Origin of the sequence: Pedobacter soli, from assembly GCF_900101435.1 — a bacterium.
Lineage (GTDB): Bacteria > Bacteroidota > Bacteroidia > Sphingobacteriales > Sphingobacteriaceae > Pedobacter > Pedobacter soli.
Genome location: NZ_FMZH01000013.1, coordinates 60390 through 85257, shown reverse-complemented (window position 1 = coordinate 85257; position 24868 = coordinate 60390). Strand labels below are relative to the sequence as shown.

Genomic DNA, 24868 nt, shown 5'->3' with positions numbered 1-24868 from the left:
GCAATCCTATTCCGCCGGAAAAATTTTCCGCAGGAGGAATGGGAAAATGAAAAAAAGAATTACTTTTTGGCAAGCAAAGATTTGTCCGAGGTATACACCGGTTTGATGACAGCGCCATCTCGGATGTTCTGTATACCTTCATAAACAATGGTCTCACCTGCATCAAGGCCACTTGCGCAGACAAAAAAACCTGGCAGACGTAATTTGGGCACGAAACTTTTCATTCTAACCATATTACCTTTACCCACTACGAAAACGTAATTTTTGTCCTGGATTTCAAATACGGACTTCTGGGGAATGAGAATACTACCTGCGAGTTTAGATTCCAGCTCCACTTTTCCAGAGGCGCCATGCTTTAAAATATTTTTCGGGTTAGCGAAAACTGCCCTGAAGGCAATTGATCCGGTATTCCCCGAGAAAGCATTTTCGTGCGTTTGTATCTTTCCTTTTACCGGGTAGGCTGACCCATCCGATAGGATAAGCTTTACAGCTTTGTTCTGCTCAAAACCTCCTTTTCCATTACGCGTAAACTGCAGGTACTCATTTTCAGAGATCTCAAAATAGGCATACATCTCTTTTGTATCAGATATGGTGGTGAGCAGTGCGCCCTCATCAATCAGGCTCCCGGCTTTCAAAGGGATACGGTCTATGGTCCCATCGAAAGGAGATCGAATGCGGGAATAGGAAAGCTTCTGGTTGGCATCATCAATCATCGCCTTTGCCGTTTTGATCTGCGCTTCAGCCTCCGAGAACCTTGCCTTTCCGAGCGAGAGTTCAGAAGGAGAGATCACTTTTTTATCTACAAGCGTAGTAATCCTTTCCAGTTCAACCTGGGCTATACTGGCAGCAGATAGTGCGCTGGCCAGGTTCGCCTTCGCTTTATTAAGTGCAATTACATGTTCCCGGTCATTTAACTGAAAGAGTAGCTGTCCTTTATGAACCTTTTCTCCCTCATCTACCATAACTTTGTCGATAAAGCCGTGTATCCTGGATCTGATGTCCACATTCTTGTAGGCCTGAATATCGGCTACGTAGTCAAAGGAAAGTGAAGTATCCTGCTGGCTTAGCTTTAACACCGGTATCTCGGCAATCTCGTTATCTTTTTTCTGGGCCGTCCCCCCTGTACATGCCTGCATTGCGGCAGCAAGGATCGGGATCGCCATCCATTTAAATTTCATCTGTGTGTTTTCCTTATTTCTTTATCTAAAGCAGTGGCCACAACTATAAGTTAGTACACTGCTACCTATCTGATATGTTTTTTTTTCCAACAAGTAATCTGTAATCCGGGTAACTGCGGATTACAATCGGGGAAAATCAGAAATAGGTCAGTCTGTATAAGAAGGCGTGTTGCCCGCAAAAGAAATGTGGCGTTTCATAACCCGGTGGGGTTGAAACAGGAAGATGGTAGCGAATCTCCAGGCGCTTTTGGAACGGCTGAAGGTCGCTGGCAGCATCATTGAGGTGCTGAAATTTCTTACGGAATTTTGGCTGCTTCTGATCTACCGCGGCCAACGAAGCTCGCTCGTGGTCCTCCCCTGAAAAGGGGCTCATAATACTGGTAAACTTTATCGAAATAGAGGAAACCCCCTGGACCAGTTCCCCGGTTAGATGGGAAGAACGTAAAAAAAAGGAAGCCAGCAGAAGCAATAGCAGTAACGGAAAATGTTCCGGAACAGCAGAGCGGATTTTAAAAAAAGAATCTTCTCTTGTTCTTACCATTGGTGCACACTGATTTGGTGCAAAACTACAAATCCAGGCATAAAATACAGTAACATTACTGTAACAGATGTGAAACTTAAAGCTTTTTTAGAAAAAACAGCATTAAAACAATATAAGAAAAAACATTTTTCAAAATCAGGTTCACATCAAATTAATCCTTTAATATAAATGCTAAAAAAAATAAATTTTAAACTTTTTAGCTTCCTAATCGTCTATTTTATATGATAGAAACACAGGAAACCCTTAATTTTACAACAATGCCATTGATTATCGGTGTTTTAGCCTTGATCTTCGGAACCTTTATTTTCATCTTCGCGCTCTGGCGGCGAAACAAACGGCGGAAACTCACCGGGATAGGTGAGTTTACCTGCTCAGATAGAATGATAAACACCAAAGGCACAGAAAAGATATTGCAAATTTTGGCAACGGTCCTTCTGCTATCCGGTTTTATACTGATTACCTATGAAGCGCTAAGAACCGAAAATAAAGTGACGACTGAAATTACGGCAAGCTAAAGAAGGATAGAATAGAACTAACCTTTCTCAAAATATTGATTGACACCTAATCAAAACACCTTTAGCGTAAGCGTAATTATTAAGTAAGGATTTGGCGATACGTTTGGAATTATCCGATTTTAAAGGTATATTATCTCAATCATCTAGAATAAACGCTCCAAATAACTGAATTTTCATTAAAACTTATCAAATTTGGCATTAAAAAAAGCAGGATTTTACAGGGGACCACGCTTACCCTTCAGAAAAAAAGAAGCAGAACATAAGGTAAACGAGTTTATCACCTCTGCTGAGGTACGTTTAACGGGAGAAAACGTTGAGACAAATATTTACCCGCTCCCAGAAGCACTTAAAATGGCTAAAGAACTGGATTTAGATCTGGTTGAAATTTCCCCGAAAGCCATCCCACCCGTTTGCCGCATCATCGACTACAGCAAATTTCTTTATGAACAGAAAAAAAAGCAAAAAGAGATTAAAAGTAAGGCTAAGCAGACCATAATCAAAGATATACGTTTCGGCCCAAATACCGATGATCACGATTTTCAGTTTAAACTCAAACACGCAGTTTCATTTCTGGAAAGCGGAGAAAAGGTTCGAGCCTTTGTCCATTTCAAGGGACGCTCGATTGTTTATAAAGACCGGGGCGAAATTCTGCTTTTGAAATTTGCTCAAAGCCTGGAAGAAGTAGGCAAGGTAGAGTTATTCCCTAAATTGGAAGGAAAACGGATGTTTTTGACCTTGGCACCAAAAGCGGCAAGGAAATAAGGGATCGGTTCACCGCTGTCCATCCAGTACAGGCTCCCTGTCAAAGAAGTTATTTCAAAAAAAGGGGGGCCTACTCTGAGACTATAACTTTGTCAGCAACATCCCGATGGATGCTCCTTTTTTATAATTGGGATCAAAATGCACAAACTTGATCTTTCCTGACCGATCTATGATATAGGTCGCAGGAACAGGAAGCGTATGTCGGGCATTGCCGTTATTTGCTTCCAAATCAATCCCATAACCTTTATATGTTATGCACTTAGAGCAAAGTCGCTTCCGTTTTCAAAACAGAATCTTTTTCGTAGAGCGACAATAGCCAGCCGTATGGCTGTCTTCACGCTTCCCAAAGGCATTTGTAGCAAGTCTGCAATTTCAGCATGGGTATATCCCTGGAAATATGCCAGATGGATCATTTCGCGGTGTTTTATGCAAAGTTGATCGATAAGCTTTTTTAAACCTATGGTATCGATGTTAAAATGTTCAGCTGGTTTGTTGATGATCTCGCTCCGGACATCATCCAGTTCGAAGGTTTTTTTGCCGTTTCTTGAAGATACCAGTCTGATATGGTCGATAGCGATATTCCTTGCAATATTAAGCATCCAGGTAAAAAGCCTGCCCTTGGCCTGATCGTAGTGAACAATACTTTTACTGATCTTAACAAAACAATCCTGCAACAAATCTTCTGCTATTTCCTTTTGAATCACGATTTTGATGATAACCCCCAGTAGGGTGGCTGAATACATTTTATAAAGTTTTCTAAAGGCCTGCTCATCTCCGCTGATGAGGGCGTGGGTAAGCTCTTGTTCGTTCAGGTGTTTGGATGAAGGATGGCAAAGTATACGTGTTTTCATGGTTCTTGTGAGGGCTTAGGTGAGCTTCGCTGACCGGGATGGATATTTGGTCGGTTGATTGTCTATTGCAAAAAATAATCAGTGCCCTTTGGCGGGCACTAATTATTTTTCAGCAATTATTTTGGCATTAAAACCGTATCCACTACATGAATGACGCCATTTTTCTGATAGACGTCAGCAATGCTCACTGTGCTTTTTCCGCCTTTTTCATCTTGTAGTACCAGTTTACCACCTTGCATCCAGGCCCAAAGCTTTCCGCCTTCTACAGTTGTCATTTCAGCTTTGCCTTTACCTTTTTTGATGGCAGCTGCGATCATTTTGCTATCCATTTTACCTGCCAGGACATGGTAAGTCAGAATTTTAGTTAAGCTAGCTTTGTTTTCCGGTTTTATCAGGTTGTCTACGGTGCCGGCAGGCAACTTATCAAACGCGCTATTGGTTGGCGCAAAAACCGTGAAAGGGCCCTTTCCTTTTAAGGTTTCAACCAGCCCCGCTGCCTTCACTGCGGCAACCAGTGTGGTGTGGTCTTTCGAGTTAACGGCATTGTCAACGATGTCCTTTGAAGGATACATGGCTGCCCCACCTACCATTTTGGTTCCTTTTTCAGCTTGTGCGAAAACGGTGGTATTCGTTGCAAGTGCGATAGCTACTAGGGCAAATGCGGTTGAGAAAAGTTTTTTCATTGTTGTCTTTGTTGTTATAAGCCCAATTACGAAATAGTGACTAAGGACAGATTTGAGATGGAACAACAAAAAACAAACAAAAACATAAAATGCTATTTATCAATAATTTAATAATAAACAAAATAGGAATACCCTAATTAGGTGTGCGTTAGTTAGCATGATCGCTGACAAAGTACTTGTTTAATTTTACACGTGTAGCTTTAATAAAACACTGCTCCAGAGTTGAGTCTAACCTAGCATAGCAAAACGGCAATTGAGAAATCTAAACTGATAGCTTTGCTAAACCGGCCAGTTCACTTTAGTTCAGATAAGGCATGGAAACCATAGGCTGCTAGTTTTTTACCATAAAATAACCGGTGTCGGAGGGGGAATAATTAGCTTGCATCTTGCCCTGTCAAAATCATTACAAGATTCAATCATTTCGATTTCGGACGGTTTAAGGTCGTATCAATATCCATTTTAACCCTTAGCAAGAGATGTGCTTAGTTAACGATCTTTAAAATCCGGTGATTACGTGTTTTTAAAGTAGCTATTCAACTACAATTGTCTTCTACATCTACGTTATTAATATTTTATTTAAAACTTTTCTACCGAATATGCGTTTACACCATTAGATACTCTTATCGCCATCGAGTTTGATCGCTGTGACCGTATTGGAATCACCCTATAGATAAACGATGGAAAAACACATACTCGTCATTGAGGATGATAAGGAAATTAGCGAAATCTTTCAGTTAATCTTTGAATTAAAAGATTATCACACTACAATACTCAACATCGCCCCAGATCCCGAATATATTTGTGAACAAAAATTTGATTTGATTATCATGGATATCAGGTTGCTGGGATCAAGATATAATGGCAATGAGTTATGCCGAATATTCAAATTGAAATACCCGGATAATAAAACGCCTATTTTACTCATGTCAGCAGAATCGAACGGAAATATCCTAGCGAGGGAATGTGGAGCAGACGAATTTATGCACAAGCCATTTGATGTTGATGATCTGCTTACACGCGCCTCTGCATTAATGGGCTAGATTATAAATATCACTATTATCATGTATTGTTATTGTGTCGCCTGCAATCTGTACGATGATGCGTATTTCAATGCAGCGAAATAGGGAGACAGCTTAAACGCGAAACGCGCGGCCACTTTTGCCGAAATAGCCAATATACTGGACAAAACCAACTTATTTGCCCCCTTCTGACCAATCAATAACTCATCTATAAGGTCTTTAATAAATAACGCCCCATAAGTAAAATATTTTTGGCGAAAAGGGATCCATTGGCTTCGGTTTATCCACCCACATATACCAGCCGGGTAAAAGTGATTGAAAGATTATGAGCTGATAACCTTGCTGGAATAATCCGAAAAGAACAATAAAATTTTGGAATGCAAAGAAGCCTATGTGCGTCTAATTTACGACCTCATTTTGATTCATTGTGCGCAACCAGGGAATTCTCTGATTAAATCCCGCCCTAAGCGATTCCTGATCATTTCCAGGCTGGACAGTGCCCCATAAGGGCAATAAATCTCCAGCCGACTGAAATATCCCGGGTTCTTTGAGCTCGAGGAGACCTTGTTAACAGAAAAAAAAATTAACAAGGCCCATTTATATTCTTCAGGGCTAAAGCGTTTTTACAATATCAAAACTCATTTCTGATATCTGCTTTGTTTCTGTCCAAACAATGATTTACCATTTGATATTTTGATATTCCACACTGTCAAGCTGATTTATGGGACATCCGGCTTCCATTGCCATAGCGTACAAGCGTGAATGAAAAGCATAATAACTGGGATGAAATTCCACAGTTTGCAATAGCATATCGGGGATATTTCTGAACCTTGTAATTCCAGATTTTTTCTGATAGAAATCTATGGCCAGTTGCTGGTTAAACTGCATCAGCAAAGGATGCGCTGCATCAATAGCACCTGGTTTCAAAAATGGCAGGATTGCATTAGTCCCTATTTCATCGTAGCTCATCATAGCTGCTTTCATCAGGGTTTCCAGTGTGCCAAGGTTCTCCTGGTCGAAACTGTCGAGAACAGCGTAGCTGGCATTGTAACGAAGTGAAGCTATTAAAAATATAAGGTCAATGTAACTGAATCGAAAGCCATAAAACCCTTCCAGATCTCCCTGGAAATTGACTGAGCTTTTTTCGTCTAATTTCCCGGAATATGCTGCGCGCAGCTCGTGCATGAAGCTATAAATAATAATGTCCCTGGCCTCTCTATCATCATACATGGTTTCTTCTTCACCCGTAAGTTTCATGAGGGTCTGGTACATAGCAAAAAGGTCTTCATAGCCTCCCCAGAACTGTATACCTGTACCTGATTTTGTTGGAACTGCTCTTAACATAATCGATATTAGATTTTTCTTTACAAATAAGCGAAACGCCAGCTTTTGACTGAGCGAAGATAAAACTTTTCATTTTATCTGGTAATCCTGCTTCACGCGCGGAGCGCGTCCGGACCATTTTAAAGATGAAATGGCCTTTCAGCCATTCCATCAATTTAACTGATTGATTCCCCCATAAGCAAATTTTTCACATAGGTTGAATGTGGTTTGTGCGCGCAGTTGACCAGTCCCCCACATGATACTTTTGAGTTTATGCTCATCAGTGCTAAAACTTCTGACATTCTGGAAATAACCGGTAATGGCATTATATGCGCCAAACAATGTTCCTTTGGTGGTCGCCCCCCTTTGTGAAGGAGCTGCAAGCGCATAGGTTAAAACATCATCTACCATATTCAAATAATGGCTCGACAGGTGATGAAATTTTTCTTCCTGTAAACTGTTAAGCACTTCTTTGCCCGGTGCCATTGCAATACCTATTAATTTTTTAAGTTCTTTATCGTTAATGCGGACTTTTGACCAATAATTAAAAAGTTGTTCCATTTCCGTGGCCAAACTGTTTGTCATTCCCATCAACAGGTGGGCTTGCTTTAACCTTTCCACAGCACTGGCGGTATGACGGATTTTAACACTATTCTGTTTCGAGCGAATAGCAGCATTCAAGGTATTCTGGCAAACTATCCTGATAGGGGTAAAAGCAGCTGTAATACTACCAAATCCATCATGAGAAGTGGTGAGAAAAACATATTTTTCAATCAGGTCATCCCTTCCCACCCGGATATAATCCGGAAGTTTTGCCGTAATAAAAATCCGTTCCCCTTTTCCTAAGGCACCAGCTGTTTCATAGCGTATATCAGTGTCATTTCCCACTATGCTATCGAAAAATGAAAAGGCCTCTGTATTCTGTACAATCTGGTAATCTTTTCCCACTACACCCAAAATTTCTTCTGTATCGGTTCTAATGGTTGCATAATAGTTCGGCACTGCTAACTGTGGTTCGATTGGATTGGCATAAGCATTTAGCAGATCAAAGTTAATGTTGCCTAAGGTGAATAAAGGTCTTTTTTCAACAGTGTAGTTTAAAGCTGCATATTGTATGGCCTCGGCACTGGTAGGGTATTCTTCGACAACCTTACCCAGTCCATGCCATGCTTTTTCTTTAACGGTAAAGAAACTGTGTTCTTTGTTTTTCTGGTTGTAATATAAGTTATGCGCCATGGTTTCGATTTTTTAGGTTTCGGGTTTGGGTAGTTAAGATTTCGGAATGGGTAACTTTTACTTTAGGGGTATTGGTAATAAAGAAGCGTGATGTTTTCTCCATTTCCTGTAACGTTTCATTGATATGTCCATGTTGGGTCTTAACCTCGATACGGACAATAAAAAATATTTCTTCTGTTTTCATGGGGTATTATTGTTATAGTAGTTTAAAACTGGCTGTACTGGAGATCAAATCCCCTGGATCTTGCTCCAGCAGGTTTGCTGTGTATCCTCTGCAATAATTGGCCAGGAAGTTCAAAAATGCATCGTACCTTATCTTGATGTTTAGATTAAACCCTGCCCGGTTCGGGCAGGGTAATAACGGCTTAGGCAGGGATAGTAATTTCTGCCTCTATTTCTGCCAATCGGTCGGTACATAAATTTCGAACGAACAGGGCAACTGCTTTGATAATTACCGGGTTTTTTGTGGAGAATTTATTGCGTTTATCATCTGTTATCTCCAGTTCACAGCCTTGGTAATAATTTGATAAAGTATCTTCCGCTTCTTCTTTTTGCTCAATTTCGAACCTGTCCAGGTTTTCAATGGTATATACCAATCTCCCCCTTTGTACCATTCTGCGATGCAGTTCTTCTACGAGTTTCAGGGTTCCCTCTAAATTAAGTGCAGTTTTTTCAACTTTCACGGCAACATTTTGCGGTGTTTCCTTTGTGGCTTCAGCTGCAGTGATATTCTCCGCTTTTTCCTTGGCTATGTTTTCTGCACTTTTAGTGTTTTCTGGTGAGGTTGTTTTATTTTCAATATTTAACACTGTTTTTCCTGCCATTGGCTGATAGAGTGGGTTTTTAGCGTTTTTTAGATCTATAAAGTTTGCTTTTTCATTTACGTTTGTGTTGTTGATATCCTGATTTTTCATGATATTCTTTCTTAAATGTTTAATAAAAAATTGATTGATTATTTCGCTAACAGGTAGAGTGTTTGCGCTCCGCTTTGCGGAAGTCTGGGAGCGGCGGGCTTCTTGCTTTTAATGGGTACATGGCTTAATTATTTTAGTGTTCAAAGTCAGTCGGCAGGAACCTCCTGGCTTTTTGTTAAGCCACCTCACCTGATCACAATCCGGCCTGCAAGGCAAGACTTTGCGAAAAAAATACGCTCCGCAGGAGGAAGATTTTTTTTCAGCAAACCCTTTAGGGCATGGTCTTTCCAGCAAACGGATTGTTCAGAAATTTGCTACTCAAAATGCCTACAGGTACTTTATGCGCTTTATTGAAGGTCAATGAAAAGGACCTAAAAACGGAAAACAGAAAAAAACGGGACATCCGAGGATCCGGGGAAATAAAAGACCGGGGTAATATGAAGCGCATACACAACGGAGAAGAATTGAACAAAAAATAGCTAAGTAAAAAAATCACAGGAGCTTATTTTTCAGAGGATCCCCTAGCCAAGATAGCTAAAATAGCCACCAGCGCACATGATAATATGTTCGAAAACCTTTATATCATACAGTCAATTTTTCAACTGTAATACTGGGCAGGGAATGTACCCGATTTTATTGTCTTACTATGTCACTAAAATGCGATTTCATTTTCTTATATTGCCTAGGAAACAATCATCTTATAATCATGTTGCTTTTCCTGGTACCCGCTTATTTTATATTATTCTTTGGTTGGCTAATTTACGCCGGATTAATTAAAAAGAACCTTAACAAACATAAACAGGTGCTTTATGTAGGCAGCACTTTTGGAGTGATTTGGATTATCGTGGCGGCACTGGCGATTTATTTATAAAATTTCTGCGCTGTGGCTATTTATCATTACCTGTCGGGCTACAGTAGAATGAGCTGAATGGAATTTGTTTTAAGCGGTATTCTAACCAACGGTCCATTCGCTGCGTTTCTCAAGCCAGCATAAACGACTTCTACATTGCAGTAAACTGGAGTACCATTTTTTTTACTGTATCCATAGTGATGACTGATTAAAGCTGTAGTTGATGTCAGACGGAATCAGCATTTTGAATTCTTCCGTTATCGGTTAAGCGTTTATCCTCGGCATTGCTGATTCACTTGCAGCGGCGGAATATCTGCTGAATACATTTTCCATAATGCTGGCCTTGATCTGAGAAAAGTCGATGTTGGCCCGGGTTAGAAAGCTCGAACAATTTACCTGAATTATACAAGGATACGGATAAATCTTGATGGATAAACCTACTCACATGCCCCCTCCTCACCAAAGCACCAAAACAAAAACAAGTAACAATTCACCTTTCGATGAATTTGTGCTGGAAGGCCCGATCCGGGGTGTATGTCATAAAGCAGCAGGCAACAGGATTGTTGAATCAATCACGGTCTAAGAAAACACAAGCAGATAGCGAAGCAAAGATTAAATACCGAACAACCCATCGAATATCGGAAATGACGGCCTGCTGATGTAGAATGTGTGTTTGCCCAATTGAAGCAGAATCATGGCTTCTGACACTCTCTATTTACAGGACTGTTCAAAACCGAAGCCGACATAGGCTTATTGACCATCACTCATAACCTCCGAAAGTGGAAAGCCTGAGAAAACGGGCTTTTTACCTTCAAAACGCTCTTAAAGCACCAATAAGAACGCAAGCAGGCTGAAGCAGTACACCTTTACTGATAGATCAGCTAAATCGATTGATGAGACGGCTTCGAGCTTTTTTTTTAGGGAAGTAATTTCGCAGCAGGTATTTCCAAGATATTGGCGATATCGATCATACGCCGTACTGTAATATCAGTTTTACCTCTTTCAATTTTTGAATAAGCGAACTGAGATATACCTAATTTATCAGCCATAAACTGCTGGCTATATTTTTTTGTTAATCTTTGAACTCTTATCTTCTGGCCTAACAACATAGGTAATATCTTGAATTATAGATTTAAATTTATTTGATAATTTGAAGCGTCTTAAAATGGAACAAATATGCTCACCACTCAGGGATTAAGGAGATTGCTAGTTTTGCAAATGGTTTATAAGACGTTCTAAAATGCAACCAGATTAACGTCTAGCGATGACCTGGGTTAAGGGAAATAATAAATATTCCAAACAACCTAATCACCAAAATCAGGAAAGCACCTTAACAGTGAATTGCAGTCAAGACTCATTTTCTTGATCGAAACTAAGAAAATCTGGTGATTTCAGCAAAGCAGCTGTCAAATTTTAATCTAGGTGAGCGGCCACTTATTTCGGGAAAGAGAAGATTCAAGCGCCTCGTCCAACATACAAAGATGGTTGCCTGGTAATTCCTTACCTTTATATCGATATACATCGAATATTTTTAGTCCGGATTTCATCCCATCAGTTGCTGCTGTTAACTGATTTTTCGGAGTTTAATTAGATTAATCAATCAACCCCAAGATTATTCAGATAAGCACATCATGATAGTCGAGGAAACTAAATTTGTAGGATGTCCGCTAGTATCTTGGATATTTTGGTAAAATCATTTGTAATTTTTACGCTATTCTTAATAGTTAAATTTTTAAGAGGAAAAAGTAAATAATTAGGCTCCCTTAAGACTGAAAGAACTATCTTCTATGAGCAAAAAGGCAATCCGAATCGTGCTGAACTGCCTTTTTGCTTTAAGTCATTAATCCTCAAGGTTTTCTTTGACGAAATTCCTTATATACCTACGGATCATTTCCCGAACTTCTCTGAACTGCTCCATGACCTGTTCTTCAGTGCCAATCGCCTTAGCGGGGTCTGGAAAGTCGTAATGGAGTTTTATCGCTTTGGACGGAAAGTAAGGACAGCTTCTATTTGCATTGTCACATACCGTAATTAGATAATCGAAGTCGATTTCAGCATATTCGTTAATGTTGTTCGAAGTATGTAACGATATATCTATTCCGTCATGTTTCATGATTTCAATGGCTTTTGGATTGACCCCATGCGTTTCGACTCCAGCACTGAAAATTTCAGCGATGTTCCCTGCGAAATGCCTTAAGTAGCCCTCCGCAATCTGGCTACGGCAACTATTTCCGGTACATAGTACCAATATTTTTTTCATATTCTTTAAATGCATAGCCAAATGATGTTTATGATACAAAACTTCGCGTCGAAGCCGAAGATGAGCTGTAGCACAATAACGGAAAAGGCGATTGTGATCGGTTTTTCATACTTGCTGAACGCTTCGGTTTTCATCGCTAATCGCAGCATCCCGTTGGACAACAAGCCTGCTTAACTGCTGGTTTCTCCGCAAATACAGTTACGCTAAAAATGCCGGTATTGCCATTTTTGTAGCTATCAATATCTTGTGTTGACAGATATTTCGAAAGAATATCATCAGGGATAATGATCGGTTTTTCCTTTTGTACCGTCACGTTCTGGAAGCCGTTATTATCGATTAGCTTAAGATAGGTTTCCTTTTGAATGGCACCAGCTACACAACCGGCATACATTTCGGCGTCCTTCCTGAGTGCATCCGGTAGCGCACCCACCAGAACCACATCAGAAATACTGAAGTGTCCGCCAGGTTTGAGCACCCTAAAGATTTCTTTGATAACAGCATCTTTATTCGGCACAAGGTTTAACACGCAGTTGCTCACAATCACATCCGCTATATCAGAGGTGACAGGCATCTTCTCGATGTCTCCCTGTCTGAATTCTATATTATGGTAGCCCAGTTTTTCTGCATTTACCCTTGCCTTTTGGATCATGGCTGGAGTAAAGTCGATCCCAATGACTTTGCCTGTCTCGCCTGTTTCCTTACGAGCAATAAAGCAGTCGTTGCCCGCGCCACTCCCAAGGTCGATTACCACATCACCAGGCTTTATCCTGGCAAACTGGGTTGGCAGGCCGCATCCAAGTCCTAAATCAGCATCTGGATTATAGCCATCAATCCCAGTATAATCATCGGTCATGATGTTGTACACTTCTGTTGAGCACCCACCCGCACCACAGCATGATGCGGAGTTGATATCCTTGTCCTGTAAGGCGATCTCGCTGTACTTGTGTCTAACGAGCTTTTTTAGTTTTTCATCCTTTTCCATATTGATTGTAATATTACGATTGATTTGGTCAAATTTTTTAACAGCAGTTCTGCCCATTTTTAAATGAACCAAACAGCCCGTTGAGTTCTTCGAGTAACGCTTTCCATGCTTTTGGTTCGATACAGTAGCATACACTAGCACCTTCAATGTTGCCCTGTATGATTCCTGCATTCTTCAGTTCTTTCAGGTGCTGTGAGATGGTGGCCTGTGCCAACCCAAATTCATTTACCAGCTCACCACAGATACAGGCATTTACTTTGATAAGCTGTTGCAGAATAGCAATGCGGGCCGGATGCGCGATGGCTTTCAATTGTATAGCCAACCTGTTCTGCTCGGCGGTAAATTTTTCTGATTTCGTCGTTCCCATATCGCAATATTATGATATGATTTTAAAAAACCAAAACATTTGATTGCAATATTACGATAATAACTTTAAATCACTGATGATCAGTAATAGTAAAAACGTATTTGGTCTTATCCGTCAATAACTTTACAGTTGGTCTAATACGGGTTTTCCTTTATAGTCGACGTGTGCTGGTTAGTCTCATACTTTTGCGGCTTTTGATAATGTTCTTAAAGGATACAGGTAAAAGGCTGCTATTGCCAGCCCCATTACGATCAGGTAGCAAATCATAGTGATTTGCTCATTTTTTTCTTCAAACCCTTTACTGACTGAAACCTGCCAGATCCCCGGTATGTTTTTAAGGCCGAAACACCATTGCCCGAAATTCCATGCAGCATGAAGTCCAATGGGCATCGCTATGCCTTTGGTGCGCAATGCTGCCAGGCCGAACACTAAGGCACCTACGCCGGAACCAAAAAAGGCTTGCTGCCAGGTAAAACCTCCGGCCATGTGTTCCAGCGCGAAAATGATGGCAAGAATGATCTGCGCTTTCCAGGGACCGATCTTGTAAGACAGGCTGCGGAGCGCGTAACCGCGAAATGTGATTTCTTCCCTTGCGGCCAAAATCAAATAGAGGAGGAAAGATAAAGCGACCGAGCTAAATGACAGGGTTGTATTGATCAAACTGATATGCCCAAAAGTCAGCACTAAAGATAAATGAAGACCGGCAATAAGCAGGCCGATAAAAAAACCGGGAAGCATTCTGCCCAAGGTCGCCTTGCCCGGAACGACACCAAGTTGCCCCAATGATAACTTCTCCCATTTTGCAAACGGAATGGTGAGTAGAAATGATGCCGTAGCGGCAAATGCGCTGAGTGAAAGGTCTGCCCAGGAGTTTTTCCAGTTTTTCAGTGACGCAGAACCCGTAACCAGTATGAGTGCACATAACATACAAAAAAGCAGGACCCGCAATAAAGTCTTTATCCGGCCATCGGTGATCTTGTTATAGACTGTTCGTTTCATGAATTAAGGTTCCCGGTTCTCTTTTTGTTGGTTTTAGGGTATTCGATCGCCAGATAAAGAACATCATGATGATAGAAACACCAAAATATGGCAGCAGCACATGTAAAGGATGATAACGCCGGCCATCCTGCACAAGGATAAAAAGCATAGTCTTATTTTCCGCAGGCGAACGGGGAATGAGTGCCTGGGCCAGGTTCCAGCCCATATGCAGGCCAATGGACAATATCAGTTTCCCCGTTTTCAAATAACAAAGTCCGTAAAGTAAAGAACCCAGGCCCGTGGTGAGCCAGGTCATCAGGAACTGCTGCCAGGTGATGCTGGTATTCAGCTTCAGATGCATGACAGCGAATGGCAGCGTAACCGCCAGTTGAGCTACCCATGGCCCATACCAGGTCAATAAACGTTGAAACGGATAGCCCCGGTAGGTGAATTCCTGCGCAAAGGACGACCAGAGATGAATAAAAATCAGTATCAGCAAGAAAATGGGATCAACATGACCTGTATATACCAGCCGGCCGTCGTTCAGCCAGATCGTAAACCCGGCGCTTATCAGTAGTGCCGACAGGCCGATGAACAGCCCGCGTAAGAAGTTTTTCCAATCAGTAGCACAGGCAGGCACAAATCCGAGACTGGTTAACGGTTTACCTTCAGCTTTCAGGAACAAAAAGCTCAAAAGTAAAGCGATCCCAAAATAAAAGAAGATACTGTCAAGTGCGGGGACGACTCCGGCGACATAAGCTGCTATGATAATAATTGTAAAATAAACGTTTACCCTTAGCCAAACAGGCAACTGGTTAATCAATTTTTTCTTTTCCATTTTTCATCCGGTTTGTTCACAAAAAGACATTATTCAGGCGAGGCCGGAAAATAAAATCGACGAACTCAGGGGAATTGGCAACCAAACGGCCCGAACTACCGATAGCGATGGCTGCCGATCCTTCCGGCTACGTTACGTTGTCTGCTGGGCGCCGCCCGTTGGAAATATAGGCAGCTTCGTCGAATAAAATTGAACAGGTGCCAGATTGTTATTCCATTTGCAGCATGATCGTTATCAAAGATTTGACTTATGGCTATCATTCCCGGAACACGCTCTTCCAGGAATTGAACCTGACGCTGCCGCCAGGGAAGGTTTATGGTTTACTGGGTAAGAATGGCGCGGGTAAATCCAGCCTCATTAAAAATATGGCCGGGCTGATCTTCCCGCAAACGGGAAGCTGCACGATTAATGGCCTGGAGGCGCGACATCGCCGGCCTGAGTTTTTAGCGCAAATATTCTTTATTCCCGAAGAGTGTGAACTTCCACCGGTCACTATTCCCGCTTTTCTGCGGATCTACAGTGTATTTTACCGGTCCTTTGATGAAGGCGCTTTTTATGAATACCTGCGGATTTTTAATGTGCCGGAAAATTGCCAGCTGGATAAACTGTCCTTTGGTCAAAAGAAGAAGATCCATATCGCTTTCGCGTTGGCTGCCAATACAAATGTCCTGATCATGGACGAACCTACCAACGGCCTGGATATCCCTTCGAAGATCGAATTCCGGGAAATCATTACCAGAACAAGGAGGCACGATAAGATTACGATCATGTCTACCCACCAGGTCAAAGACCTGGATGGCCTGATCGACAGCGTGATCATTATTGACCAGGGACGGGTGCTACTTTCTGCCGATAAAGAAGAGATCGGACAAAAGCTTTATTTCGGCGATAAGCAGACCGGAGACGATACCAGCCTGTACGGCATTGATACACCGGCGGGCCGCAGAATTGTCAGGAGGAATAACGGAATAGAGACATCCACGCTCGATCTGGAGCTGCTTTTTAACGCGGCCATTTATAACCTACCTGGCATCCGGGCTGTTTTTCAAACCCAATAAACTTGACATGAACTATATCAGAAAAATGATCGCCTTGAACCGGCGCCAGTATTTAGAGCACTGGCAGTTTTATAGCCTATTGGCATTCGCTATCACCGGCCTCCTGTTTCTGCTCTTTTTTATTACCTGGCATTGGCAGGAGAGTTTTTCCGGCGGTGTGGGTAACGGCATTTTCCTGATCGGGCTGTTTGGCGGGGGCGCGGCATTTTCCGCATTCTTATACCAGGATCTCCGCCATCCGGCAAAAACGATCTGGCTGCTGGGTATTATTGCATCAGCCGGCCAAAAGGTCATGCTATGGATTATTTACGCGGTGTTTCTGTACGGCGTGGCTTACACTATCATCTTTTACCTGGTCGAAGCCCTGTTTTTCAGCATTGTAACCGCCTCACAGTCTACCATGACGAAAGCAAATGTGTTCAGCAATGGCTTTTATAGCTTTTACCTGATCTTTGTCAATTTCCAGCTATGGCTAATGGTCGGCAGCCTGGCTTTCCATAAAGGTGCACTGATCAAAACGCTTTTATTAATGGTGCTGTATTTTATCATCGCTGCAACGGGAAATGTCGTACTAATGAAAGCGATGACCGGTGAAAGCAGTATTACCAGCAGTTTGCCGTTTAATTATTTCCAGTTCATTCATGACGGCGAAAATATTTATGTCTATCTGCCAGCGAACCTTCAGGCACTGATCAACGTCAGCTATAACTTCTTGCTGCCCCTGTTTTTAAGCTATATCGCCTATCTCAAGTTTACGGAAAAAGAAATCTAACATGATGATGATTAAAAAAAGCAACCTGGTATTAGTGGCTTTCGCGGCTTTCTTTGTCGCAAGCCTGTTCGCTGCGGACCGGGAGTTGGCAATACAATACCACCGGATCGACCTGAAAGACCCTTTTAAGAATTTTGGGATGGTACCGGTCCGGCCCTACAAGGTTCTGAATATCAGCGGGGGCAATTCCTATACGATCAGGATCGAGCGCGGAACAGATTATACCATCCGGTTGATGAATTCCAGGAAACAGTTTTTCAGGATGGAACAGCACCAGGATACGCTGTCCATTAATTTTACAGTCTCCAACCAGCACTACCAGTTGCCGGAACAATGCACCACCGGACTGATCCTGACAGTAGCCGCGCTGGCGATGATCAAAACCTCCGGCGTTAATTGTGAATTAAGCGGACTGGAACAGGGATCGCTTTTGGTCAAACAGGAGTATAAGGCTATCCTCAGGATGAACGATCTCCGGATCAGTAACCTGGTCATCGGCGGTAAAGATTCATCGACGGCAACTTTCAGAGGCGGGAACCGGACGGACACGTTGTGCATCACCTTGGATCAGGGCAGTTCGGTGGATCTGGGAACGCTCAAAGCCCGAAACATCTTAGCCGAACTAAAAGGAAATGCCAGACTGGTCATCACTGCAGCCAATTTAAATAACTTAGTTAAATGACAAAATGAGTCGGCTTTGGAACTTTATCTGTCGGTCTAACTGACTCAAAGCTGCAATCTTTGAAACAGTTCTTCCCGGTTGCTTGCCCCAATGGGGACCTCGGCATTTTCCAATTCAATGACATTTCCTTTAATCGCGCGGATCGCCTTAAGGTTAATGATATATGACCGATGCACGCGGAGAAACTGCTTGAGCGGAAGCAGATCTTCAAATAACTTTAGGTGTATGCCAACGAGCAGCCTGGTTTCTTTTAAATAAACCGAGCTGAAATCTCTTTCCGCCTGTATATATAAAATTTGGTCATGCTCTACACGCACCAACCTGTTATCCTGGCGGATGAACAGGTAATCCGGCTGATGTTCTGTTTCAGGACCGGGAATCTGTTTGATGGCCATTCTTTCGCTTACTTTTTGCACGGCTTGGTAAAAACGTTCAAAAGTGATCGGCTTTAAGAGGTAATCAACAGAATTGAGCTCAAAGCCTTCCACCGCATAATTGGAATAAGCCGTCGTAAAAACCACGAGCGGTGGATTACGCAGTGACCGCATGAATTCTGTACCGGTAATGACCGGCATCTGAATGTCCAGGAAAATGAGGTCAACTTGCTGACCGTAAAGTCCTTCATAAGCTTCAGTGGCGTTGCGGCAGCTTTTAACGAGTTCCAATTCCGGAACACGCTGGATATACGTTAGGAGGATATCCCGCGCGATGGGCTCATCATCGACGATCATGCAATTGATCTTTTTCATAGATTCAGACATATATTTACCCAATAAATATTTCCATTGGCACTTACTTGGTAACGATAGCGGCCAGTATAATATAACTCGAGCCGCTTTTGCATATTGGCCAGGCCAATACCTCCGGACAGGCCATCCGGCCTGTCGCGGTCAAAGGTATTCTCTATTTTAAAATTAATCGAATCAGGAGCTATGGTTAATAAGATATTGATAAAAGCTCCAGGTTCGTCAGGCGTGAATTTAAACGCGTTTTCAATCAATGGAATAAGCAGTAAAGGAGCAATTCTGATATCAGCTGAAAATGTTGGAGGGCTGAATGTTACCGCCGTAAAATTCAACCGTACCTTTTCGAGTTCAACATAATCGGCCATCAGCTTTACCTCTTTGCTGAGTGGCATCGTGTCCGCTTCGGATTCATACAGCATATAGCGCAATAATTCAGAGAGGCGGGATACCAGATCCGCAGACCGTTCAGTATCCCCCGCAATGATCAATCCATAAATATTATTCATGGAATTAAATAAAAAATGGGGGTTTAGCTGCGCTCTAAGAAAATTAAGTTCCAGTTCCAGCTTTTCTTTTGCCAGGGTTACACTTCTCATATTGCTGCGATAAGCATTCAGCGCCGTCTTGATACTGATCGGAATAGTCAAGGTGAGCAGCAGAAAAAATGGCGTACCAAAAGTTACCAGGCGAACGAGAACGATATTGCTCAAGTCGGATTCCATAAGCTGGAAGTAGCCCTGTTCCGTCTTAGCTAACCTTGCCATACAAGGGGCGCAACTGCTAATCAGAAATTTCTCGGCAATAGCGTCAGAGATTGTATAAACTACCAAAAGTGAAAAGATAAGCAATACACCTTTAATGTATTGATGGCTGGTGAAATACTTTGGCCAGAGGTAGTAAACCAGGGTATAATAAAACAGGATAATGATGCCGGTGCTGCAAATGTTGAGTAACAGCATACTGCTTACAGGGAAACCGCCGTAGACGTTAAAGGAGATATTTGTGAGATAAAAGCGCAATCCGAGTAGCAGCAGCCAAAACGAAACATGCTGCAACCAGCGCAGGCCCCTGCCAGGGTAAACGAAAAATTGGGATTGAAACATTGGCATACCTAAAGTTGCTTTTTTTAAGCGATCTTATCAATATAAAACGACCAACGCGAAAAAAAAGCAGACAAACCGGGGGGGTAGGCCAATAAAACGGCACAATCAAATCATTTATTTTTTGCTGATGAAGTGCAAAGTCTCTTCGACATCTGTTGAGTGTTTATTTCAAACGGGAATTATTTTTTAGTTGCAATTTTAGCACGCAGGCCAATTAACTCTTGAGTATCGGAATCCACGTCATACATGTATTCATAATTTTCTGGTTTTCTGTTCCCGTAATGAGATTGCCTTTCGACCGACAATATATCTTGCAAATGGACTCATTTTACAAACCATAACTATGACATAAAGCGCGAAGCGCTACTGGCAATTTTAAAGATTAAGTGGCATTTGTAATGTGGTAAAACCAACGGTTTTTCCATCATTTCAACATAAAGCTATGGGAAGGATCTCTATAAATCATACAAGTTAGTTACCCCATAAAATAGAAAAAGTCCCGGCCGTCGGCCGAGACTTTTGAAATTCCCAAAACAGCATTTGATTATTTTGCGCTATTTTTCTTTTCTGTCACCTCAGCTCTGATCTCTTGTGCTAAGTTTTTAAGGTCCTGCATTGCTTTACGTACGCGGGTACCCGCAGCACCATTGTTACCATCATAAAACTTGGTTACATCAGCTTCAATTGAAGTGATTACTTCTTTAACTTTTTGAAATTTGTCCATAATTGTTTCTTATTGTTGGCCAACGAAGGCCACTTTTTAAATTAAATAATTTTAGTTTTTACAAAAAACGAGCCGCAAAATTAGCAAAAGGATCTAAACACCCAACCCTTGCGCGGTCGACACCTCTTTTCCCCTTGATTTTGTTACTTCTTTATTCAATGAATTCTCTTTAAGGAACTGCTCTCTTTTTTCCGACCTGCCATTGGCAGCAAACATATTGAGCTGTGAATACCGTGGTATAGCCTCTACGTAAAGCTTAACCTGCTCACCATTCTTCTCTACAGTGATCATTGGACGGTCACCATTTTTTAACTGAGCTTCCAGTTTTTCCCTTTCCTTCGGCGTTTCGAGCTCCTTGATGTTGAATTTATCCAATACCTCTTTCAGGTTAAACCCATAAGAAGGATCATGGTACTGGTTCATATTAAAATTCATGTGTCTGTCGCGGGGCCCATCAAGATCAAGCTTCATCCAGGCGCTATAGGGAAGACCACCCTGGGTAAGCATATCTTCGCGGTATACCGCACGCCCCTCTATAAGATTTACTGATTGAGATGCAGTAAAACCTTTACCACGCTCTACCCAGATCGTCTGCGGCAATGGGGGATTGCGAAAGATCCTGGCAAAATCTTTATCTACATAATTGATCTTGCCTTCTTCCATAGAGGCCAGTTTGGTTTTATGGGCGGCATCTTTTCCCACGGCGAGCTCTGCATTTCCCTGATGCTTTTTAAAGACTTCAATAGCTTCAGTTACATTTTCCTTTTTCCAGACATTGTTCTTTCCAGGGGTTTCACTCGGCGAGATGACCAAATATTTTTGTCCGGGTTCCAATGGTTTGCCTTCATTCAGCGCCACATCGTACTTATTTAGGTAATAGTTTTCGCTCTGACCGGACTGTTTAAAATAAATATTAATATCTATCTGACCCTTATGTCCGTTGATCTGGTCTTTTAGGACAAACTCGGGAAGATTAGCCTTCATGTTTTCGCAAAACACCCGTGTGGTTAAAGTATTCCTACAGATACTCTATTTTGTAAGTGGCTAGGATCTTTTTTGTTTTGGATCATACCAGGCATTTCGTTTGCTTTCCGGAAATTCAATTGAGGTGATTATACTTCGAAGATTTTCACGGAGTTGTAGATAATAAATATTAGATCTTGGCTTTATTCTTCCTAGGTTTTTATTGTGTGTATTCATTATAAAAGGTTAGAATACAAATTTCCCAAAAACGCTAAATGATTTTTGGGACTTACGAACGTAAGGGCGAATTTTTTAATTATTTTTTTAAAAAAAACAAGAAATAGAATGATGATTTATTGTACTGTCATAGGAGGTCTATTAGGCTTTTATTCTTCGATACTGTTGAGAAGCATTCCCAGGCTTTGGCATTTAATCCAAGAATTTAATAAAACGCTCAAATTCAGCAAAGAGGTGTAACTATCAAGTTGTGGAGATAATTGAAGAGAATATGCGCAAGAAGCAAAGAATCCGGAGAAGGCCGGCCAATTTGGATTTTAGCCATGATTGAACACCGTATTGTTTTAGTTTACGTAGCATATTTGATTCTAACTCAGGGAACGGTATTGGCGTCTACATTGGCAATACTTTCAAGATCAGTCCTGCATTTTTTTAATTGCGCAAATTATTTCAAGTCCAATAAATAATTGATAAAAATATATACTTATTCGTTATTCGTAATCATTTTTTTGGCTTTTGTTGCTAATCATTTTTCTATTCAATAACTTGCTACACTAAATTAAACACAATGGCTAAAGAAAGCGTTCTCAGCAAAGCTGAAAAAGAATCATTTCAGATCGAAAAATTTATATTTCACATCATATTTAAAGAAGACCTACAACCTGAATACCTGGAAGAGGTTACACTCAACGAGGCACAGGAAACTTTCTTCAAGTCTCGATTTGCAGAGATTTCCGAAGGGACTCAATTTATTTTCAGTGACAAAAAGCGGTCTAATATTTATAAGGATTGTGAGGATATTGTTGGCGACCCTGATAAAAATTTTATCCGCGCCTCAAAAAGCATCACATATGAGTTCCGTAAAGAGCATAATAAAAGTACCACAGACGGGGTGTTTATCACCGCACTGGTAAGCGTGAATGGCGGCCAGAAACTGATCTTTCTACTCAAACTTGACCACATTAAGGTCTATCAATATAAGGTCACCAAGAATAAAGCGCTATTAAAGGAGATCAAGGATACTTTTTCTGAGGACAAACGGGCAATCCAAAAAGCTGCAATCGTTGACATTTCCGATTATTATAAATGGGATGTACTGGCAAAAGACCGTTCTGCTACGCAACTTGACACCGGAATCACCGATTACTTTCGTAGATTTCTGGACGTAGTTGAGCTGGAAACACCTTCGAAACTAACCGAGCTCGCCCTGCGGGTTGCCAGCCGCTGGGCAGGTCAAAATATTGATACACTTGATCCGGAGCAAGATCCATCAGCCTACAAGGGCCGGGCGATTGCGTATTTAAAAAACGCCGATAAATTTGATACCGATGAATTTATCAATACGATCATTTACGATGAAGATGCGGATCGGAGGCAATTATTGGCCAACTCCCTGAAAGCACTGATGGATGACATGGGGCTTAGTGGGCAATCCTTCAGGCCCAATGCTGGTACGCTTAGTAAAAGTCAGGTGAAAAATATCAGGGAAACCGCCGAACGGGTAAAGATTGAATGGGAAGGTAAAGCGGAAGAATCAAATATCGATATCCCCAATCATCCCGATGAGGATGGGTATTATACCATAACCATCAGGACTTCGCGAATTAACAATTTAGATCGCTCAAAATAGTGGCCTTGCAACAACATATCGATTTTGTCAAGCTATTACTGGAAGTGGCATCCAAGGCCGTTTCGGTAGAAGAACAATGGGGCTATTTGAAGCTTTCAGGAAACACTCACGTGGATTTATTAAAGGATTTTAAGGAGATCAGGAAGATTTTAAGTGCACTGGGATTCACTAACCTTGCGCATCTTACGGTCAACGGGAATCCGGTAAATCTTTCAGATCTCGATCTCTATACAAATAGCGCAATAGTTAAAAGCTGGATAATCGACATAAATAAAATCCCTTTAATTTCTTTAAAAAACACCGATGGCTGGCACTATAATATTTTCCTTGGTACTGCGCCCTGTTTGAACTGGCTCCGTTTAAGTAATCCTTTACTAAAAAAGCATCCTTTCAATGAATTTACACCATTACGGGTAATCATCGCAGACCTTAAAGATCCTTTTGGAGGAGATTCCATACAATTTTTAAGTCCTGCAGAACAAAATATTGCTCAGCCATCCAATACAGCTACTGCCGCTGCGCCACAAGCAGTCCCTAAGCTCCCTGCCGGACAGTCTTTGCATGAAAGTGTACATTTTATAACTGCTGAAGATATCCAGGTTAACCTAAATGCTTATCAAACTTACAGTAGTGGTACATCCGACCTCAAAGAAATATTTCTTTATAAAGCCTGTAATGCAATGAGCATGTATTTGCTAGACGAATATTATAGCAATGATAAGGTGATCGTTAATGGGATAAAACGTGTGCTTTTTAAATTGGATGATGGCAGCACACGTGTCAATGAGAAATTTTATCAGCAAATGGTTTCGCTCATCAGCTGGATTTATGAGGATCGGGTAAGTGTCCGGAAAAAGTTGTTTAATGAACGTATCACCCTGGATATGCAGGATGGGGACACGCTGCTTACTACACTTTCCAAAAATATATCCAATGCGGCTGAACAGGCAAAGGAGCGGTATAATTTTGTGATCATTGAACGCAAAGATGCTTATGTTAAGGAACTAAAAGAGCTTCTTAAGGATATCCGGACCCAATCTGAACTTTATTCCGGCAAGATCAGGACTTTGTTATCCAACTTCCTTCGTGACCTTTTGGGCGCAATTATATTAGTGGGCTTCACCATTTTTACCAAATTCACCGAAAACACCAAACTACTCAACGAAGATTTATTGGAGTATGTGTTTTACGGATTGGCATTATACTATCTCGTTTCTATCCTAATGCAGAGCATTGTAGATATTTCTGACGTGAATGTTTCCAAGAAAGAAATGATGTATTGGAAAAATGCTACTAAGGAGCTCTTGCCGGAAAAGGAATTCAGGCAGCATATCGATAAGTCGTTGAAAGACCGTAAAATTTCATTACGCATTATTTATCCGGTGATTGCGATTTGTTATTTAGTTATAGCCGTCGCCTGCTTTAAATATCCATCAATACTTAAGGAATTGCTTGCGAAAAACCTGGCAAAGAAAGAACTTGCAGAACATGAGCGAAAACAGTTCGTTAGTGACAGCCTTAAAATAAAACAAACGAACAAATCGCTTGAGGTAGCGAAACCACCGTCCAAGGAAAAAGCACCTAAAAACGCGCAACCTTAATATTATACATCGTGGAATGGTAACCTTTAACCAATCCCATCAGCCACAATAAAAA

Annotated in this window: 26 protein-coding genes; 8 read left to right on the top strand and 18 right to left on the bottom strand. The window is 41.5% G+C overall.

Annotated elements, in window-relative coordinates:
- Window positions 1-59: 59 nt before the first annotated feature.
- Window positions 60-1163 carry an efflux RND transporter periplasmic adaptor subunit gene (locus BLR37_RS21575; RefSeq protein ID WP_208599710.1) on the bottom strand — a complete coding sequence of 368 codons (1104 nt, stop codon included), beginning with the start codon at window positions 1161-1163 and terminating at the stop codon, window positions 60-62.
- 151 nt (window positions 1164-1314) lie between these two features.
- Window positions 1315-1719: a hypothetical protein gene (locus BLR37_RS21570; RefSeq protein WP_090772275.1), complete on the bottom strand. Its 405-nt coding sequence runs from the start codon at window positions 1717-1719 to the stop codon at window positions 1315-1317.
- A gap of 221 nt (window positions 1720-1940) precedes the next feature.
- Between BLR37_RS21570 and BLR37_RS21565 the strand changes: the two genes are divergently transcribed.
- Both BLR37_RS21565 and infC read left to right on the top strand, forming a co-directional pair.
- Window positions 1941-2234, top strand: coding sequence for a hypothetical protein (locus BLR37_RS21565; RefSeq protein ID WP_090772272.1), 294 nt, complete (start codon window positions 1941-1943; stop codon window positions 2232-2234).
- A gap of 192 nt (window positions 2235-2426) precedes the next feature.
- Entirely contained in the window at window positions 2427-2996 is a 570-nt protein-coding gene (gene infC, locus BLR37_RS21560; RefSeq protein WP_090772270.1) for a translation initiation factor IF-3, read from the top strand.
- A gap of 251 nt (window positions 2997-3247) precedes the next feature.
- Here infC and BLR37_RS21555 read toward each other — a convergent pair whose 3' ends face one another.
- Both BLR37_RS21555 and BLR37_RS21550 read right to left on the bottom strand, forming a co-directional pair.
- The gene (locus tag BLR37_RS21555) at window positions 3248-3847 is read right to left on the bottom strand and encodes an RNA polymerase sigma factor (RefSeq protein WP_090772268.1); all 600 of its coding nucleotides are present in this window, start codon (window positions 3845-3847) and stop codon (window positions 3248-3250) included.
- Window positions 3848-3963: 116 nt separating this feature from the next.
- The gene (locus tag BLR37_RS21550; protein ID WP_090772266.1) at window positions 3964-4530 is read right to left on the bottom strand and encodes a fasciclin domain-containing protein; all 567 of its coding nucleotides are present in this window, start codon (window positions 4528-4530) and stop codon (window positions 3964-3966) included.
- Between the two features lie 677 nt (window positions 4531-5207).
- Between BLR37_RS21550 and BLR37_RS21545 the strand changes: the two genes are divergently transcribed.
- The gene (locus tag BLR37_RS21545) at window positions 5208-5570 is read left to right on the top strand and encodes a response regulator transcription factor (protein WP_090772264.1); all 363 of its coding nucleotides are present in this window, start codon (window positions 5208-5210) and stop codon (window positions 5568-5570) included.
- A 657-nt stretch (window positions 5571-6227) separates the two neighbouring features.
- Here the strand turns inward: BLR37_RS21545 and BLR37_RS21540 are convergent.
- The 10 genes from BLR37_RS21540 to BLR37_RS21485 all read right to left on the bottom strand — a co-directional run bounded on the left by BLR37_RS21540 (window position 6228) and on the right by BLR37_RS21485 (window position 15297).
- The gene (locus BLR37_RS21540; protein ID WP_143009641.1) at window positions 6228-6893 is read right to left on the bottom strand and encodes a DUF6904 family protein; all 666 of its coding nucleotides are present in this window, start codon (window positions 6891-6893) and stop codon (window positions 6228-6230) included.
- 150 nt (window positions 6894-7043) lie between these two features.
- On the bottom strand, window positions 7044-8108 hold the full coding sequence (locus BLR37_RS21530) for a DUF932 domain-containing protein (RefSeq protein ID WP_090772258.1): 1065 nt from the start codon (window positions 8106-8108) through the stop codon (window positions 7044-7046).
- Window positions 8098-8292, bottom strand: a complete 195-nt coding sequence (locus tag BLR37_RS21525) for a hypothetical protein (RefSeq protein WP_090772256.1) — start codon at window positions 8290-8292, stop codon at window positions 8098-8100. The genes BLR37_RS21530 and BLR37_RS21525 overlap by 11 nt, the downstream gene beginning before the upstream one ends.
- A gap of 181 nt (window positions 8293-8473) precedes the next feature.
- Complete coding sequence (locus BLR37_RS21520; RefSeq protein ID WP_090772254.1) at window positions 8474-9022, bottom strand: hypothetical protein; 549 nt, start codon at window positions 9020-9022, stop codon at window positions 8474-8476.
- A gap of 1767 nt (window positions 9023-10789) precedes the next feature.
- Window positions 10790-10981, bottom strand: a complete 192-nt coding sequence (locus BLR37_RS25760) for a helix-turn-helix domain-containing protein (protein ID WP_090772249.1) — start codon at window positions 10979-10981, stop codon at window positions 10790-10792.
- A 731-nt stretch (window positions 10982-11712) separates the two neighbouring features.
- A complete protein-coding gene (locus BLR37_RS21505; protein ID WP_090772347.1) occupies window positions 11713-12132 on the bottom strand; it encodes an arsenate reductase ArsC in 420 nt (139 codons plus the stop codon).
- A gap of 136 nt (window positions 12133-12268) precedes the next feature.
- Window positions 12269-13171: an arsenite methyltransferase gene (locus BLR37_RS21500; protein WP_244154727.1), complete on the bottom strand. Its 903-nt coding sequence runs from the start codon at window positions 13169-13171 to the stop codon at window positions 12269-12271.
- Window positions 13152-13481, bottom strand: a complete 330-nt coding sequence (locus tag BLR37_RS21495) for an ArsR/SmtB family transcription factor (protein ID WP_090772247.1) — start codon at window positions 13479-13481, stop codon at window positions 13152-13154. Before BLR37_RS21495 ends, BLR37_RS21500 begins: the two co-directional genes overlap by 20 nt.
- 177 nt (window positions 13482-13658) lie before the next feature.
- A complete protein-coding gene (locus tag BLR37_RS21490; RefSeq protein ID WP_090772245.1) occupies window positions 13659-14480 on the bottom strand; it encodes a CPBP family intramembrane glutamic endopeptidase in 822 nt (273 codons plus the stop codon).
- Window positions 14461-15297 carry a CPBP family intramembrane glutamic endopeptidase gene (locus BLR37_RS21485; RefSeq protein ID WP_090772243.1) on the bottom strand — a complete coding sequence of 279 codons (837 nt, stop codon included), beginning with the start codon at window positions 15295-15297 and terminating at the stop codon, window positions 14461-14463. The genes BLR37_RS21490 and BLR37_RS21485 overlap by 20 nt, the downstream gene beginning before the upstream one ends.
- Before the next feature lie 224 nt (window positions 15298-15521).
- Here BLR37_RS21485 and BLR37_RS21480 point away from each other — a divergent pair, with 224 nt between their 5' ends.
- From BLR37_RS21480 to BLR37_RS21470, 3 genes are read left to right on the top strand one after another with little or no spacing between them, the layout of a single operon-like run.
- Entirely contained in the window at window positions 15522-16355 is an 834-nt protein-coding gene (locus BLR37_RS21480) for an ABC transporter ATP-binding protein (protein ID WP_090772240.1), read from the top strand.
- Window positions 16356-16362: 7 nt separating this feature from the next.
- A complete protein-coding gene (locus BLR37_RS21475; RefSeq protein ID WP_090772238.1) occupies window positions 16363-17127 on the top strand; it encodes a hypothetical protein in 765 nt (254 codons plus the stop codon).
- Window position 17128: 1 nt separating this feature from the next.
- Window positions 17129-17809: a hypothetical protein gene (locus BLR37_RS21470; RefSeq protein WP_090772236.1), complete on the top strand. Its 681-nt coding sequence runs from the start codon at window positions 17129-17131 to the stop codon at window positions 17807-17809.
- Window positions 17810-17853: 44 nt separating this feature from the next.
- On the opposite strand, the gene BLR37_RS21465 is transcribed toward BLR37_RS21470, so the two are convergent.
- The 4 genes from BLR37_RS21465 to BLR37_RS21450 form a co-directional block, all read right to left on the bottom strand.
- Complete coding sequence (locus BLR37_RS21465; RefSeq protein ID WP_090772234.1) at window positions 17854-18558, bottom strand: LytR/AlgR family response regulator transcription factor; 705 nt, start codon at window positions 18556-18558, stop codon at window positions 17854-17856.
- Window positions 18555-19664, bottom strand: coding sequence for a sensor histidine kinase (locus BLR37_RS21460; protein ID WP_090772232.1), 1110 nt, complete (start codon window positions 19662-19664; stop codon window positions 18555-18557). Before BLR37_RS21460 ends, BLR37_RS21465 begins: the two co-directional genes overlap by 4 nt.
- Before the next feature lie 538 nt (window positions 19665-20202).
- On the bottom strand, window positions 20203-20382 hold the full coding sequence (locus tag BLR37_RS21455) for a histone H1 (protein WP_090772230.1): 180 nt from the start codon (window positions 20380-20382) through the stop codon (window positions 20203-20205).
- A 93-nt stretch (window positions 20383-20475) separates the two neighbouring features.
- The gene (locus BLR37_RS21450) at window positions 20476-21366 is read right to left on the bottom strand and encodes a hypothetical protein (RefSeq protein WP_090772228.1); all 891 of its coding nucleotides are present in this window, start codon (window positions 21364-21366) and stop codon (window positions 20476-20478) included.
- Between the two features lie 784 nt (window positions 21367-22150).
- Here BLR37_RS21450 and BLR37_RS21445 point away from each other — a divergent pair.
- Together BLR37_RS21445 and BLR37_RS21440 are read left to right on the top strand one after the other, a co-directional pair.
- A complete protein-coding gene (locus tag BLR37_RS21445; protein ID WP_090772226.1) occupies window positions 22151-23212 on the top strand; it encodes a nucleoid-associated protein in 1062 nt (353 codons plus the stop codon).
- Window positions 23213-23217: 5 nt separating this feature from the next.
- Window positions 23218-24813: a hypothetical protein gene (locus tag BLR37_RS21440; RefSeq protein WP_143009640.1), complete on the top strand. Its 1596-nt coding sequence runs from the start codon at window positions 23218-23220 to the stop codon at window positions 24811-24813.
- Window positions 24814-24868 lie beyond the last annotated feature (55 nt).